Genomic DNA, 14,509 nt, shown 5'->3' on the forward strand with positions numbered 1-14,509 from the left:
GAGGCAATATCATGGGCGTGTTTGACTATAAAAACCTTGGGGCCGAGGGCTCCAAAGCGTTGTTTGCCGATGCCATGGCGATCACGTTGTATACCTACCACAACCTGGATAACGGCTTTGCCGTGGGCTACCAGCACAATGGCCTGGGCGTCGGCTTGCCGGCTACTCTGGTCGGCGCATTGCTCGGCAGTACGGACTCCCAGGGTGTGATCCCAGGCATTCCCTGGAACCCGGATTCGGAGAAGGCCGCGCTCGAAGCGGTGCAGAAGGCCGGCTGGACGCCCATCAGCGCCAGCACCCTCGGGTATACCGGCAAGGTCGACGCCCGGGGCACGTTCTTCGGCGAAAAGGCCGGCTATACCACGGCCCAGGTCGAGGTGCTGGGCAAGTACGATGACGCGGGCCAGTTGCAGGAAATCGGCATCGGTTTTCGCGGCACGTCTGGCCCAAGGGAGACGCTGATCACCGACTCCATCGGCGATCTGGTCAGCGACCTGCTTGCGGCGCTGGGTCCCAAGGATTACGCGAAGAACTACGCCGGCGAAGCATTCGGCGGCTTGCTCAAGAACGTCGCCGAGTATGCGGCGGCCCACGGTCTGAGCGGCCAGGATGTGCTGGTCAGCGGCCATAGCCTTGGCGGCCTGGCGGTCAACAGCATGGCCGATTTGAGCGAGGCCAAGTGGTCCGGGTTCTATAAGGACGCCAACTACTTGGCCTACGCCTCACCGACCCAGAGTGCCAGCGACAAGGTGCTTAATATCGGCTACGAAAACGACCCGGTGTTCCGCGCTTTGGACGGCTCATCCGCCAACCTGTCGACGCTCGGTATTCACGACAAACCCCACGAGTCCACCACTGACAACATTGTCAGCTTCAACGATCACTACGCCTCGACCCTGTGGAATGTGCTGCCGTTTTCCATCGCCAATCTGCCGACCTGGATCTCGCACTTGCCGACCGGCTACGGCGACGGCATGGGGCGCATTCTGGAGTCCGGGTTCTATGAACAGATGAACCGGGACTCGACGATTATCGTGGCCAATCTATCCGACCCGGCACGGGCCACCACTTGGGTGCAGGACCTGAACCGCAACGCCGAACCGCACACAGGCGACACTTTTATCATTGGCAGCGATGGCGATGATCTGATCCAGGGCGGCAAGGGCGCGGACTTTATCGAAGGCGGCAAGGGCAATGACACGATCCGCGACAGCAGCGGGCATAACACCTTTTTGTTCAGCGGCCAGTTTGGGCAGGATCGAATTATCGGTTATCAGCCGACGGATAAACTCGTGTTCGAGGGTGTGGCGGGCAGCGGGGATTACCGTGATCACGCCAAGGTGGTGGGTGGGGATACGGTGATCAGTTTCGGGGCGGATTCGGTGACGTTGGTGGGCGTTAGCGGGGTGTTGGGGGAGGGGGTTGTGATCGGCTGAAGGGGCAGGGAGGGGGCTGGTTGGGTGTTACCGGGGGCTAGCCCCCTCCCACCTTGGTCCCCCTTCCACAGTGTGCTTTCCTTCAGACTGGCGCTTTTGCGCGTTGGGATCAGTCTTCTTTGCGGACGGTGGCCACGTCATCGGCTTTGACGCGGATGCGCTTGCCGGCGATATCGGTGAATTCGTAGAACCCGTCTGCGGTTTTGGTTTTAGGTGAGTCTTTGGTCAGGTATTGCGTGCCGTTTTGCAGCGTGACGACGGTTTGCGTGGCGCAACCGGCCAGTGCCAGAAAAGTGAGCGCAACCAGTGGCAGACCCAGATTCTTCATGTTCATAACCCTTACCTTTAACCTTGAAAAGTCCCGCGCCAGACGCAGCGGGGTATAAATGTTACGCCATCGGCTTCCCCATCAGATCACTTTTATACAAAAAGTTGCGTGCGCCATTTATCTATTACCGATTGCAACACAGCCACGGCAACGGCACTCTGTATGCATAACCAGTATTTGATCACCGCGCGCCATGGCCAACCCCCTCGACGATCCGCTCTACTACCTGCATAACTTCCGCCAGGTCCTGCGTTGGCTGGGGCAGCGCTATGCCGATTTGCTCGATACTGACGAACAGCATTTCATTCAGCAATTCGACAGGTTGCCGCAGCCTTCCCAGGCTCTGTTGGTGCGTATGGTGATGCGCAAAGGCGTGCACTTTCGTGCGGGCAAACTCAACTATGTCGAGATAGGTTGCCCCCATGCGGCCGCCGCGCCGTTATTGGCGCTGGGCTGGGTGGACGGCCACTGTCTGCTGGCCATTGAGGAGCTGTTCGCGCTGTTGCAAAAAAGTGAATTGCTCAGTGCGTTCAAACCCTGGATCGAACAACCCAAAGGCAAGAAAGCCGACTGGCTGGAAGGGTTGGCTGCGCGATTCAACGAGCCGCGCAGTTTTGCGCAGTGGTGCCCGGACCTGGTCGACACGCTCTACAGCCTCACGGTGATGGAATTGTGCGACCGCCTGCGCCTGATGTTCTTTGGCAATTTGCATCAGGACTGGTCCGAATTCGTATTGGCGGACCTGGGCATCTACACCTATGAAAAAGTCGAGTTCTGCGCCGAGTCCCGTGGCCTGCGCAGCCGTGACGACGTGCACGGCTATCTGTTTCTGCACCAGTGTCAGCACGCCTTTGAAAGCGGCGAGGCCGTGGACGAGGTCCTGGCTCGGATCGCCAGCCTGCGTACCGACAACCCGTGGCTGGAAAAGCGTCGGGCCAAACTGTTGTTCCAGGTGGGCCAATCCTGTGAACGCAGCGCCGAATTGGGGTTGGCGCAGCAGATCTACCGCGCCTGCACCTACCCCGGTGCCCGCGCGCGCTTGATCCGCGTACTGGAACGCCAGGAGGATTACGTCCAAGCCTTGGCCCTGGCCAGCGCCGCGCAGCAGGCACCGGAAAGCGCCGCCGAACAGCAGCACTTGCTGCGTGTGGTGCCGCGCCTGCGGCGCAAACTGGGTGAACCGGCGCTGCCCAAACCCAAGCCGCGTCCGGTCACGCGCCTGGACCTGGACCTGGCGTTGCCCGAGCCGCAGATGTCCGTTGAATACTGCGTACAGGCCCATCTCAGCGCGCCGGACGCGCCGGTGCATTACGTGGAAAACGGCCTGATCAATTCGCTGTTCGGCCTGCTGTGCTGGGAGGTGATTTTCGCGCCGTTGCCCGGTGCGTTTTTCCACCCGTTCCAGCGTGGCCCGGTGGACCTGCACAGTGAAGACTTCCACCAACGCCGCGCACCGCTGTTCGCCGCCTGTTTCGAGCAACTGCAGGACGAGCGCTACAAAACCACCATTCGCCAGCGTTACCGCGATAAATGGGGCATCCAGTCGCCGTTCGTGTTCTGGAACCTGCTCAGCGAAGAGCTGCTGGAGCAAGCCCTCGCATGCCTGCCCGCCGCCCACCTGCGCTACTGGTTCGAGCGCTTGCTGTTGGACATCCGCGCCAATCGCTCCGGCATGCCGGACCTGATCCAGTTCTGGCCGGCGCAAAAAACCTACCGCATGATCGAGGTCAAAGGCCCCGGCGACCGCCTGCAAGACAACCAACTGCGCTGGCTGGAGTTCTGTGGCGAATACCAGATGCCGGTCACGGTCTGCTACGTGCGCTGGGCGGAGCAACCGGCTTGAGTTACAGCGTGGCGGTACGTGCCTTGTGTGAGTTCACCGCCAAGGTCGGTGACCTGGACCTGCGTTTCACCCCGTCGCCCAGCGCCCAGGAAGGGATCGTCGGCCACCGCACCGTGGCGTCGCGCCGCAGCCCGCATTATCAAAACGAAGTGGCCCTGGAAGGCGAGTACCAGCAGCTCAAGGTGCGGGGCAGGGCGGACGGCTACGACCCGGACAGCCAGCGCCTGGAAGAGGTCAAAACCTACCGCGGCGACCTCGACGCCCAACCCGCCAACCACCGCCAACTGCACTGGGCTCAAGTCAAGGTGTATGGCTGGCTGATGTGCCAGAAACTGGGGCTGACAGAGATCGATCTGGCGCTGGTCTACTTCGATATCGTCGGCGAGTGCGAGACCCTGCTCAATCAGCGCTTCCAGGCCCACGCCCTGGAAGCGTTCTTCAATCAGCAATGTGCGCTGTTTCTGGATTGGGCTCGGCGCGAGATGGATCACCGAGAGGCGCGCGACCGCGCGGCGCAGAACCTTGGCTTCCCCCATGCCGACTTTCGCCCCGGCCAGCGGGTTCTGGCCGAGTCGGTGTACAAAGCCGTCAGCACCGGCCGGTGCCTGATGGCCCAGGCGCCCACCGGCATTGGCAAGACCATCGGCACGATTTTTCCGCTGCTCAAGGCGTTGGCGCCGCAGCAGTTGGACAAGGTGTTCTTTCTCACGGCCAAAACCCCTGGGCGCAAGCTTGCTCTGGATGCCGCCCAGGTGCTGTTCACCCGCAACCCGGACTTGCATGTGCGTGTGCTGGAACTGGTGGCACGGGACAAAGCCTGCGAGCACTTGGACAAAGCCTGTCACGGCGAATCCTGCCCCTTGGCCAAAGGTTTTTACGACCGCTTGCCCGCCGCACGTAGCGCTGCGGCCAAGCTACGGCTGCTCGACCAGCGCAATCTGCGTGAGGTCGCCCTGGCCCACAACGTTTGCCCGTATTACCTGAGCCAGGAAATGGCGCGCTGGGCTGACCTGGTCGTAGCCGACTACAACTATTATTTCGACTTCGGCGCCATGCTGTTCGGCCTCGCCCAGCTCAACCAATGGCGCGCCGCGGTGCTGGTGGACGAAGCTCATAACCTGGTGGAGCGCGCGCGCGGGATGTACAGCGCCAGCCTTGATCAGTACCGCCTCAAGACGTTGCGCGACGAGGCGCCCGAGGCCCTGAAAAAGCCTTTGCAGCGCCTCAATCGCGAGTGGAACGCGTTGCACAAGGCGCAAGTGGCGCCGTACCAGGCTTATGACGCCAGGCCCGATAAAATGCTCAGTGCCTTGAACCTGTGCGCGAGTGCCATGGGCGATTACTTCAACGATCACCCCGAAGCCCTGGCCGGCGACCTGCAAGCTTTTTACTTTGACGCGCTGCAATTTGCCAAAGTGGCCGAGTTATTCAACGAACACTTCATCTTCGACATCACTAAACGCTCCTTGGGCGGCAAGCGCAGCAGCTCGACCCTGTGCCTGCGCAATGTGGTGCCCGCCGAGTTCATCCGCCCACGACTGACCGCTGCCCGCAGCAGCGTGTTGTTTTCCGCCACGTTAAGCCCGCGCCATTACTACGCCGACTTGCTGGGCTTGCCTGCGGACACGGCGTGGGTGGACGTGGCGTCGCCGTTCAAGGCCGAGCAATTGCGGGTGCGCATTGTCGATGAGATCTCGACCCGATTCGTGCATCGCGAGGCGTCGGTGGGCCCCATCGTTGAGTTGATCGCCCAGCAATTCGCGCAACAACCCGGTAACTACCTGGCGTTTTTTTCCAGCTTCGATTACCTCCAACAAGTGGCGCAGCGCCTGGCCGAACAGCACCCGCACATCCCGCTGTGGCAGCAGTCACGGGGCATGGCCGAGGCTGAGCGCCAGGGCTTTCTCGACCAGTTCACCGAACATAGCCAAGGGGTGGGGTTCGCCGTGCTCGGCGGCGCGTTTGGCGAGGGTATCGACTTGCCCGGCGCGCGCTTGATCGGCGCATTTATCGCCACCCTGGGCCTGCCGCAGCTGAACCCGGTCAATGAACAGATGAAGCGGCGCATGGCCGCGATTTTCGGTTCAGGCTACGACTACACCTATCTGTATCCAGGCCTGCAAAAAGTCGTGCAGGCAGCCGGCAGGGTTATCCGCAGCCAGCAGGACCAAGGCGTGGTGATGTTGATCGACGATCGTTTCGGTGAGGCGCGGGTACGGCCGTTGTTGCCGAGCTGGTGGGCAATTTCGTCCTGACCTCATGCACCCCGGTTCTTGGCCATCAGCCCCCGAGCGGCGCTGATGACCGAGCATTTGGCGCAAATGATGCTGGTGCAAATCCCGCACCTCCCTCACTCTTTCCTCGCATTCTGGGCCACTACAAGGAAGCCAACCATGAACCATAGCCAGCGGAGCACCCTCAAGGTCAACGGTATTGAACTGTGCGTGCATATCGCCGGGCCGGAAAATGGCGCGCCCATCTGGTTGCTTCATGGCTTTCCCGAATGTTGGCACTCCTGGCGCGAACAGATCCCGGCCCTGGCTGCGGCAGGCTATCGGGTGTTCGTGCCACAGATGCGCGGTTACGGGCCATCCAGCTCGCCGGCCGATATCGCTGCCTATGACCTGTTGACCTTGTGCGCCGATATCCAACAGGCCATGGATCATTTCGGGCATACCCAGGTGGTGATGGTCGGGCATGACTGGGGCGCAGTGGTGGCCTGGCATTTGGCATTGCTTGAGCCTGAGCGCATCACCCGCTTGATCACAATGTCGGTACCGTTTGCCGGGCGTGCGCGCCGGCCGGTGATCGAGATCATGCGCGAGCTGTATGCCGATCGCTTCAATTACATTCTGTATTTCCAGGCGCCAGGAGTAGCCGAGCGCGAACTGAACGCCGACATCGAGCGCACGTTGCGGCTGTTTATGCAGGATCAGGATGTGTTCCTCCAGCAAAAACCTGCCGACGCCACCTTGCTTGAAGGCGTGCCTGTGCCGGGGCCGCTGCCCGGTTGGTGTTCCCAAGAAGATTTGGATGTGTACGTGCAGACCTTCACCGAACATGGCTTTCGCGGCCCGTTGAACTGGTACCGCAATTTCGAGCGCAATTGGCAGCGCACCGAGTTTTTGGCCGGGCGGCAGGTGATGCAGCCGACGTTGTTCCTGATCGGCGACCGCGATCCGGTAGGTGTCTTCGAAGCCCACACACTCAAACGCATGCCCGACTGCGTGCCGCAGTTGGAGCAGCATGTGTTGCCCCACTGCGGTCACTGGATCCAGAACGAGCAGGCCACGCAGGTGAATGCGCTGCTGCTCGATTTCCTGGGCCGCCCCTGAGGCCTCAGACCACTTCGAGATAGGAGCTGTGAATCGCCCGCGCCAATTCGCGCACGGTGTCGATAAACTCCGTAAGCCGGCTGTGCAGGCCGTCTTCGAGAATTTCATCGATCCCGGTGTAGCGCAGCCGCGCTTCAAACTCCGCCGCCAGGCGTTGCGCCGTGCGCCCGTAGCTGCCGGGCAGGTCGGCGAGGATGTGGTTCAGTTCCTCGACACAGGCATGCAGTGAACGCGGCACGTCGCTGCGCAATAACAGCAACTCCGAGACCGAGCGGGCATTCAGCGCGTTCGGGTACAGCTGCGTATAGGCTTCGAACGACGACAACGCACGCAGCAGAGCGCTCCACTGGTAATACCCGCGCGCCGAGAGGTCGCTGACTTCTTCCGATTCTTCGCCAAACATCTCATAGCGCGCATCCAGCAGGCGCAACGTGTTGTCAGCGCGCTCGACAAACGTGCCCAGGCGGATAAAGCGATAGGCATCGTTGCGCATGATGGTGCCCGAGGTTGCCCCGCGAAACAGATGCGACCGCTGCTTGACCCAGTCACAGAAGTGGCTGATGCCGTGTCGGCCCAGGCCGCCGGCGGCGATGCTGCGCATTTCCAGCCAGGTGGCGTTGAGGTTCTCCCACATATCGGCGGTGATACGTCCGCGTACCGCATGGGCGTTGCCCCGCGCGGCGCGCAGGCAGTTATAGATGCTGGCGGGGTTTTCTTCGTCAAGGGCGAAGAAGTGCAGCATGCGCTCGGCGTCCAGTTGGGTATGACGTTCCAGATAGCTGTCCAAAGTGCCGCTGCTGAGCAACGACATGGCCAGTTCGTCCAAGCCATCGCTGCGCCCGGCCTGGGGCATCAGCGACAGCGAATAACTGACTTCGAGCATGCGCGCCAGGTTCTCGGCGCGCTCCAGGTAGCGGGACATCCAATACAGGTCTGCGGCGGTTCTACTCAGCATGATTCAGTCCTCCACCACCCAGGTGTCCTTGGTTCCGCCGCCTTGCGACGAGTTGACGATCAGCGAGCCTTCCTTGAGGGCCACCCGCGTGAGCCCGCCCGGTACCAGGCGGGTCTCCTTGCCCGACAGCACGAACGGGCGCAGGTCGATATGCCGCGGCGCGATGCCGTTTTCCACAAAGGTCGGGCAGGTCGACAGGCTCAGGGTCGGTTGAGCGATGTAGGCGTGAGGGCGGGCCTTGATGCGCTGGCGGAAGTCCTCGATTTCGGCGGCGGTGGATGCCGGGCCGACCAGCATGCCGTAGCCGCCTGAGCCCTGGGTTTCCTTGACCACCAGCTGCTCAAGGTTGGCCAGCACGTGAGACAGTTCCGCCGGTTTGCGGCACTGAAAGGTCGGCACGTTCTGTAGCACCGGTTCTTCATTCAGGTAGAAACGGATCATGTCCGGCACATAGGGGTAGATCGATTTGTCGTCGGCCACCCCGGTGCCGATGGCGTTGGCGAGTACCACGTTGCCGGCGCAATAGGCGGCCACCAGGCCAGGCACGCCGAGCATGGATTCGGGGTTGAACGCCTGCGGATCGAGGAACGCATCGTCGATACGGCGGTAGATCACATCCACCGCCTTGGGCCCGTCGGTGGTGCGCATGAATACTTTCAGGTCCTGCACGAACAGGTCGGCGCCTTCCACCAGTTCCACGCCCATTTCCCGGGCCAGGAAGGCATGCTCGAAGAATGCACTGTTGAAGCGGCCTGGGGTCAGCACCACCACGTTGGGGTTGTCGAGGCGGCTGGAACTCTTGAGGGTCTTGAGCAGCAGGTTGGGGTAGTGATCCACCGGCGCGATGCGCTGCCGGGCGAACACCACTGGGAACAGGCGCATCATCATTTTGCGGTCTTCGAGCATGTAGCTCACGCCGCTGGGGGTACGCAGGTTGTCTTCAAGCACGTAATAAGTGCCGTCGCCATCGCGCACCAGGTCGACACCGGAGATATGCGAGTAGATATCGCGGTGCAGGTCCAGCCCGACCATCGCTTTCTGGTAACCCTCGTTGCCCAGCACTTGATCCGCCGGAATGATCCCGGCCTTGATGATGCGTTGATCGTGATAGATGTCGGCGAGGAACAGGTTCAGCGCATTGACCCGCTGGATACACCCGCGCTCGATCACGCGCCATTCACTGGCAGGGATGCTGCGGGGGATGATGTCGAAGGGGATCAGGCGCTCGGTGTCCTGTTCGTCGCCGTACAGGGTGAAGGTGATTCCGGCGCGGTGAAACAGCAGATCGGCTTCACGACGACGCTGGGCCAGCAGTTCCGGCGGCGTATTGGCCAGCCAGCGGGAGAAATCCTGATAATGCGCACGGCACACGCCGTTTGCGTCATTCATCTCATCAAAGAAAGATCGAGCCATTCCGGTACCTTGTCAGTGCCTTGGGTTGCGCGAGCGGCACTGCCGTTTTGAACAACGCATGTTTTTATGAGCCCGTGGCGCGGGGTGCCAGCGGGCCTGGTCCTTACTTTCTCAGGATGTCGGCTCTGGGTGGGGGGGTAACGAATGCTCCTGTTTCCAAACAGATGAATCCATAAAGCAATGCCTGTGCCGAAACCCCACCTTCCAACACATCCGCCCGCGTAGTGAGCGAGCCTGCTCGCGCCAGGCTGTGCAGCGGCGCGCCGCCAGCCACCCAGAAAGGTGCACCCCACCTTCAACAAACACGCCGCGCACCAACCCGGTGCACAACAAACTTGAACTCCCCACACGGCCTGTTCCTCTAACGGGGTCTATACACCCCGTGGACCATCCCCGTGCCCAGAATCATCTCCCCCCACACTCCGGAAGCGGCGCTGAACGACCACAGCGAACACAACGCCAAGATCTTCGGTTCGCCCAAGGACCGCCTGGACTTCTATCGCCGCGAGATCCAGTACGAAACCTCCATCCTGGCCAACCGCACCGACGCTTACCTCACCGCCCAATCGTTCCTGGTGATCGCCTTCGTGTCAGGCATGGGCAACCTCAACCCAGAGTGGGGCAAGCTGTTTACCCTGATCGTGCCGCTGTTCCTGGCACTGCTGGGCATTCTCAGCTCGCTCAACGCCTGGCCGGGCATCCGCGCGGCGTACGACATCATCGATCACTGGCACTTTAAGCAGAGCCAACTGCTGCACAGCGAACCGGTGATGGGCCTGGCCTATGACGAGTCGCCGCTGTTTTCCGAGCGCGAGTCGTCCCACAAGGGCTATCGCAAGTCCCTGCTGTTTTCCGTGCGCACGCCGTGGATTTTCATGGTGTTCTGGATTCTGCTGGGGGCTTATGCGTTCTATATCCAGGTCGACAACCCAGGCGGTTGAGCAATCCGGCGGAACTTCGGGGCAGGGCGCGGCACCTTATGTCTATGCAGGCTGTAGTTACCCAATCACTGCGCAGAGGTGAAACATGAGCACTAGCAACGATCCCCAAGTCAGCGACCGTAACGATCCCGCCATCGACGGTGGCGAGCCGGCACCCGGCACCGCCGCCGATGCCCCTAAGGACCCCAAGCCTGCCCCCGACCCCAAGGCCAAGGACAACGACTACAGCCCCGACTTCAAGCCCGAGCGCGAGCCCAAGCCTGAAACCGACGCCGACATCGACACCCAGGGCGGCTAGTTAGAGGATACGATCATGGCTCATCAACCGGATGAAGAACTCAACGACCCAGGTAACGAAGACCCGGGTTCATTGATGGATGACGCCGAGGTGCCGCTGATCGAAGCGGATGAAGAGGGCGCTGCTGGCGACATCGGGCATCTCTGACTTCTCATTCACTTCAAACGCCTCCTTAACAGGGGCTCCAGCGTGTCCACCGGCAACGGCCGGCTGAACAGATACCCCTGGATCTGATCGCAACCGGCCTCTTTCAAAAACGCCCATTGCGCCTGGGTTTCGACGCCTTCGGCCACCGCCAGCAAGCCCAGGCTGTGGGCCAGTTGGATGACGATCCGAACAATCGCGGCGTCCTGGGGGTTACTGGTGACTTCGCGGATAAAGGCAATGTCGATTTTCAGCGTGTCGATGGGAAAGCGGCGTAGGTAGGCCAGGCTGGAATAGCCGGTTCCGAAGTCGTCGATGGCGATTTTCACGCCCATGGCACGCAAGCGTTGCAGGCTGACGATGCTGTGCGCGGTGTTCTCCATCAGTGTGCCTTCGGTGATTTCCAACTCCAGCCAATGGGCGGCAACCCCGGTGCCGGCCAGTATGTCGGCTATCTCTGCGATCAGATCGCCCTCGATCAATTGATGGCCGGAGACGTTCACCGACACCTCCACCGCGCCGATATCGCAACGCTGCCAGGCCGCTATCTGTCGGCAGACAGTCTCGATCACCCAATGCCCGACTTGGCCAATCAGGCCGAGACTTTCCAGGACCGGCACGAACACCGCCGGGGACACCGGCCCATAGTCGGGCCGATCCCAACGCAGCAGCGCCTCCAGGGCACAGATTTCACCGCTGGCCACGTGCACTTTGGGTTGGTAATGCAAGGCGAACGCCTGGCGCTGCACCGCTTGGCGCAAGGCGTTTTCCAGGTCCTGGCGCACCGGGTCGTAGACGTTCGAGCGTGCGGTTTGATCGTGGTGCCGTTGCAGGCGCTGTTCGAGCATCGCGCTGTGCTGTTTCAACTGGTCGCCATGGGCTTTGAGCCGCAGCAGGTTGCGCACCCGCAGCCACAGCTCGACACGATCCACCGGTTTGCTGATGAACTCCTCTGCGCCGGTCTCCAGACCGCTGAGGCGCGCACTCGATTCACTCAAGGCCGAGAGCATGATGATCGGTATGGTCGCGGTGGCTGGGTTGCCCTTGAGCTGGTTAGCCACTTCGTAACCGTCCATGCCGGGCATCATGATGTCCAGCAGGATCAGGTCCGGCGGCTGCTCGGCCACCCTAAGCAGGGCTTCCTCGCCGGTGCCCGCGCTCAGGGTCTGGTAGCCCTCGTGCTGCAGCAGGGTTTCCAGCAACTTGCGAACCTGGGGTTCGTCGTCAACGATCAACAGCGTGGCGGGTGAGCTGGCCATGGAGAGGACTCATACGAATGGTGTGGGGGGCGGGTGGAGCAGCGTTTCAATGACCTGGTACAGCGCCTTATAGCGCAGAGGCTTGATCACATAGGCGTCGCACCCGGCCAGGCGGGTTTTTTCGCGGTCTTCCTTCATGGCCATGGCGGTGAGCGCGATGACCGGGATATGCGCGGTCAGGGCGTCCTGCTTGAGCACGCGGGTGGCGGCCAGGCCGTCCATGCCCGGTAACTGAATGTCCATCAGGATCAGCGCCGGCTGTTGCGCGCGGGCCAGGGTCAGGCCGGACTCGGCGTCGGCGGCCCATACCACGCTGTGGCCGGCACTGACCAACAGCAAACGGGCCAGGCGCATATTGGCTTCGTTGTCTTCGATGATCAGGATATGGGCCATGGTGCCTCCGTCGTCCGATGCAGCGGTAACCACACCACGAAGCGCGTACCCAAGCCTTCGCGACTGGCCACCGCGACACTGCCGCCATGCAGCTCAGTCAGTTGCTTGACCATGGCCAGGCCCAGCCCGGTGCCTTCGAATTTGCGCGCCAGGCTACTGTCGATCTGGCTGAAGGCCTTGAACAATTTGCCCATGTCCTCTTCCGCGATGCCGATACCGGTGTCGCTGACGCTCAGCTCCAGGAAGGTGCGGTGCGCGCCGGTCTGCAAGGTATCAGCGTGGCTGGGCCAGTCGCCGGGAATCAGACCGACCTGTTCGCGAGGGGCTTCACGAACCGCCAGGGTCACGCAACTGCCGTGCTCGCTGAACTTCACCGCGTTGGCCAGCAGGTTGTAGACGATCTGTTTGGTCTTGCGCAGATCCAGCACCAGTGTGCCGAGGTCCACCGGGCTATCGAGCTTGAGCTGGATGCGTTGCAACGCGGCCTTTTCGCGCACGATCAGCAAGCTATTGGCCAATACATCGGCCAGCGCCACGGGCTCCAGCTCCAGGTCCATCATCCCGGCTTCGACCTTGGACAGGTCGAGGATGTCGTTGATCAGCGACAACAGGTGCTGGCCGCTGGTGAAAATGTCGCCGATGTATTCGCGCTGGGTGTCGCTCATTTCGCCGACCAGCCCATCCTTGAGCGCCTCGGAAAAGCCGATCACCGCGTTTAATGGGGTGCGCAGTTCGTGGGACATGGTCGCCAGGAACTCGGATTTCATGTGGCTGGCGTGCTCCAGCTCCAGGTTTTTGTCTGCCAGGGCGCGTTCGAAGTCTTTGCGTTCGGCCTCAACCTGCTTGCGCGCAGTGTTGTCGGTGCCGATAAGCAGGTAGCCGATGAGCGTGTCGCTGCGGTTGCGCAGTGCGGTTACCGAGACCATCGCAGACAAGCGGCTACCGTCCTGGCGGATATAAGTCAGCTCGTAAATGTCCTCAATGCCGCGCGAGGCTTTAAACACCAAGGCTTCGAAACCCGGCGTGATCGGCGTGTCGAGTTCCAGGCTGAGGGCGGCGGCGCGGGTGATCAGTTCGGCGGGATCGGAAATGTCGGCGGGGGTGACGCGGTTGACCACATCGGCGGCGGCGTAGCCCAGCATGCGTTCGGCGCCGACGTTGAAGATCTGGATCACACCTTTTTCGTCAGTGGCGATGCTGGAGAAGTGCGCGCTATTGAAAATGGCGTCTTGCAGCGCGCCGGTCTTGATCAGGCTTTTCTGGCGTTTGAATTCGTCGATCTTGGCCGCGCGTGACTGCAGGTCGGGCGGGCTGTGGGTGGTTTTTTTATCCATCGCAAGGGCGGTTCCATGACGTTCAGGCCCGACACCGTTCATGACCGTGTCGCAGAGCATGCTCACAGAAAATCGCGCACAGGCGATGAGGAGGAGATGAGGTCTTAGGACAATAGCAGCCTATTGCCATAGACCTGCAAATAAAACAGTGGGCGTTTGCCTACGCTAAAGCGCAGTGGCCGCGCTTGCTCGACCTGCAACGCAGCAAACGCCCCATGACGGCCATGTGGATGGGTTTAAAGCTGCACGCTGCTGATCACCTGAGTACCGTCATCCGGATCGGTGACACTCTCGAAACCTAGATCATGGGTCAATTGACGCATATGCGCATTGGTGGCCGCGTCCACCGTATACATGCGCGTGTAGCCATTTTTTTTCGCCGCAGCCATCAAGTGCTGCATCAGCACGCGCGCCAGGCCCAGGTGCTGCCAGGCATCGGCCACCACCACCGCGCATTCGCACGCCTGGTCCTTGGCGGCGGCGTAGCGCGCCACGCCGATTTCCACCAGTTGGCCGTTATCGTGCACCAAGGCGATATACGCCAGGCGTTCCTGGTTATCGACGTCCATCAATTGATCGAGCAATGTCTTGCCCGGCTCGCAGACCTCGCCCAGAAAACGCTGATGCCTGGACTCGCGGGACAAGCCCTTGATGAAGTTGTATTCGCGCTCGCGGTCTTCGGCGGTCAATGGACGCACCAGCACGTGGCGGCCATCGTCGAGCCGGTCGATCCAGTGTTCGTGGGGCACCGCCGCATAAACAGGCGCGGCTTGCCGGTTGAGTGCTTCAGTATTAGACATGACGGAACCTCCATGGGGTGAAATGGCCGG

The 14,509-nt window shown here is 61.3% G+C and carries 14 protein-coding genes; 7 read left to right on the plus strand and 7 right to left on the minus strand.

The window, feature by feature from the left end; genetic code table 11:
- Positions 1-11: 11 nt before the first annotated feature.
- Positions 12-1,436: a polyurethane esterase gene (locus tag HRH33_RS13790; RefSeq protein WP_167417191.1), complete on the plus strand. Its 1,425-nt coding sequence runs from the start codon at positions 12-14 to the stop codon at positions 1,434-1,436.
- Positions 1,437-1,545: 109 nt separating this feature from the next.
- Here the strand turns inward: HRH33_RS13790 and HRH33_RS13795 are convergent, their stop codons facing one another.
- A complete protein-coding gene (locus HRH33_RS13795) occupies positions 1,546-1,770 on the minus strand; it encodes a YgdI/YgdR family lipoprotein (RefSeq protein ID WP_034097805.1) in 225 nt (74 codons plus the stop codon).
- A gap of 187 nt (positions 1,771-1,957) precedes the next feature.
- On the opposite strand from HRH33_RS13795, the gene HRH33_RS13800 reads away from it, so the two are divergent.
- From HRH33_RS13800 to HRH33_RS13810, 3 genes are all read left to right on the plus strand, one after another.
- Entirely contained in the window at positions 1,958-3,607 is a 1,650-nt protein-coding gene (locus tag HRH33_RS13800) for a VRR-NUC domain-containing protein (protein ID WP_167417190.1), read from the plus strand.
- On the plus strand, positions 3,604-5,862 hold the full coding sequence (locus tag HRH33_RS13805; protein ID WP_167417189.1) for an ATP-dependent DNA helicase: 2,259 nt from the start codon (positions 3,604-3,606) through the stop codon (positions 5,860-5,862). The genes HRH33_RS13800 and HRH33_RS13805 overlap by 4 nt, the downstream gene beginning before the upstream one ends.
- A gap of 138 nt (positions 5,863-6,000) precedes the next feature.
- Positions 6,001-6,942 carry an alpha/beta fold hydrolase gene (locus HRH33_RS13810; RefSeq protein ID WP_167417188.1) on the plus strand — a complete coding sequence of 314 codons (942 nt, stop codon included), beginning with the start codon at positions 6,001-6,003 and terminating at the stop codon, positions 6,940-6,942.
- Positions 6,943-6,946: 4 nt separating this feature from the next.
- Here the strand turns inward: HRH33_RS13810 and HRH33_RS13815 are convergent, their stop codons facing one another.
- Together HRH33_RS13815 and HRH33_RS13820 are read right to left on the minus strand one after the other, a co-directional pair.
- Complete coding sequence (locus tag HRH33_RS13815; protein ID WP_034097812.1) at positions 6,947-7,897, minus strand: alpha-E domain-containing protein; 951 nt, start codon at positions 7,895-7,897, stop codon at positions 6,947-6,949.
- Between the two features lie 3 nt (positions 7,898-7,900).
- Entirely contained in the window at positions 7,901-9,310 is a 1,410-nt protein-coding gene (locus HRH33_RS13820; protein ID WP_167417187.1) for a circularly permuted type 2 ATP-grasp protein, read from the minus strand.
- A gap of 395 nt (positions 9,311-9,705) precedes the next feature.
- On the opposite strand from HRH33_RS13820, the gene HRH33_RS13825 reads away from it, so the two are divergent.
- The 3 genes from HRH33_RS13825 (at position 9,706) to HRH33_RS26515 (ending at position 10,696) form a co-directional block, all read left to right on the plus strand.
- Positions 9,706-10,251, plus strand: a complete 546-nt coding sequence (locus HRH33_RS13825) for a hypothetical protein (protein WP_034097814.1) — start codon at positions 9,706-9,708, stop codon at positions 10,249-10,251.
- A gap of 85 nt (positions 10,252-10,336) precedes the next feature.
- Positions 10,337-10,549, plus strand: coding sequence for a hypothetical protein (locus HRH33_RS13830; protein ID WP_167417186.1), 213 nt, complete (start codon positions 10,337-10,339; stop codon positions 10,547-10,549).
- Positions 10,550-10,564: 15 nt separating this feature from the next.
- Entirely contained in the window at positions 10,565-10,696 is a 132-nt protein-coding gene (locus HRH33_RS26515; protein ID WP_259444982.1) for a hypothetical protein, read from the plus strand.
- 8 nt (positions 10,697-10,704) lie between these two features.
- On the opposite strand, the gene HRH33_RS13835 is transcribed toward HRH33_RS26515, so the two are convergent.
- From HRH33_RS13835 to HRH33_RS13850, 4 genes are all read right to left on the minus strand, one after another.
- Entirely contained in the window at positions 10,705-11,952 is a 1,248-nt protein-coding gene (locus HRH33_RS13835) for an EAL domain-containing response regulator (protein WP_167417185.1), read from the minus strand.
- A gap of 9 nt (positions 11,953-11,961) precedes the next feature.
- Positions 11,962-12,345: a response regulator gene (locus HRH33_RS13840; protein ID WP_167417184.1), complete on the minus strand. Its 384-nt coding sequence runs from the start codon at positions 12,343-12,345 to the stop codon at positions 11,962-11,964.
- The gene (locus tag HRH33_RS13845; RefSeq protein ID WP_034097819.1) at positions 12,330-13,679 is read right to left on the minus strand and encodes a sensor histidine kinase; all 1,350 of its coding nucleotides are present in this window, start codon (positions 13,677-13,679) and stop codon (positions 12,330-12,332) included. The genes HRH33_RS13840 and HRH33_RS13845 overlap by 16 nt, the downstream gene beginning before the upstream one ends.
- Before the next feature lie 236 nt (positions 13,680-13,915).
- The gene (locus HRH33_RS13850) at positions 13,916-14,479 is read right to left on the minus strand and encodes a GNAT family N-acetyltransferase (protein ID WP_034138109.1); all 564 of its coding nucleotides are present in this window, start codon (positions 14,477-14,479) and stop codon (positions 13,916-13,918) included.
- Between the last annotated feature and the right edge of the window lie 30 nt (positions 14,480-14,509).

The sequence above is a fragment of the Pseudomonas rhodesiae genome (genome assembly GCF_013285305.1).
Classification (GTDB): domain Bacteria; phylum Pseudomonadota; class Gammaproteobacteria; order Pseudomonadales; family Pseudomonadaceae; genus Aquipseudomonas; species Aquipseudomonas rhodesiae.

What these genes read in the sequence shown, in the direction of transcription:
- HRH33_RS13830 (WP_167417186.1), top strand. Translation starts at nt 10,337, where the DNA reads ATGAGCACTAGCAACGATCCCCAAGTCAGCGACCGTAACGATCCCGCC.
- HRH33_RS13790 (WP_167417191.1), top strand. Translation starts at nt 12, where the DNA reads ATGGGCGTGTTTGACTATAAAAACCTTGGGGCCGAGGGCTCCAAAGCG.
- HRH33_RS13810 (WP_167417188.1), top strand. Translation starts at nt 6,001, where the DNA reads ATGAACCATAGCCAGCGGAGCACCCTCAAGGTCAACGGTATTGAACTG.
- HRH33_RS13850 (WP_034138109.1), bottom strand. Translation starts at nt 14,479, where the DNA reads ATGTCTAATACTGAAGCACTCAACCGGCAAGCCGCGCCTGTTTATGCG.
- HRH33_RS13835 (WP_167417185.1), bottom strand. Translation starts at nt 11,952, where the DNA reads ATGGCCAGCTCACCCGCCACGCTGTTGATCGTTGACGACGAACCCCAG.
- HRH33_RS13845 (WP_034097819.1), bottom strand. Translation starts at nt 13,679, where the DNA reads ATGGATAAAAAAACCACCCACAGCCCGCCCGACCTGCAGTCACGCGCG.
- HRH33_RS13815 (WP_034097812.1), bottom strand. Translation starts at nt 7,897, where the DNA reads ATGCTGAGTAGAACCGCCGCAGACCTGTATTGGATGTCCCGCTACCTG.
- HRH33_RS13795 (WP_034097805.1), bottom strand. Translation starts at nt 1,770, where the DNA reads ATGAACATGAAGAATCTGGGTCTGCCACTGGTTGCGCTCACTTTTCTG.
- HRH33_RS13800 (WP_167417190.1), top strand. Translation starts at nt 1,958, where the DNA reads ATGGCCAACCCCCTCGACGATCCGCTCTACTACCTGCATAACTTCCGC.
- HRH33_RS13840 (WP_167417184.1), bottom strand. Translation starts at nt 12,345, where the DNA reads ATGGCCCATATCCTGATCATCGAAGACAACGAAGCCAATATGCGCCTG.
- HRH33_RS13820 (WP_167417187.1), bottom strand. Translation starts at nt 9,310, where the DNA reads ATGGCTCGATCTTTCTTTGATGAGATGAATGACGCAAACGGCGTGTGC.
- HRH33_RS26515 (WP_259444982.1), top strand. Translation starts at nt 10,565, where the DNA reads ATGGCTCATCAACCGGATGAAGAACTCAACGACCCAGGTAACGAAGAC.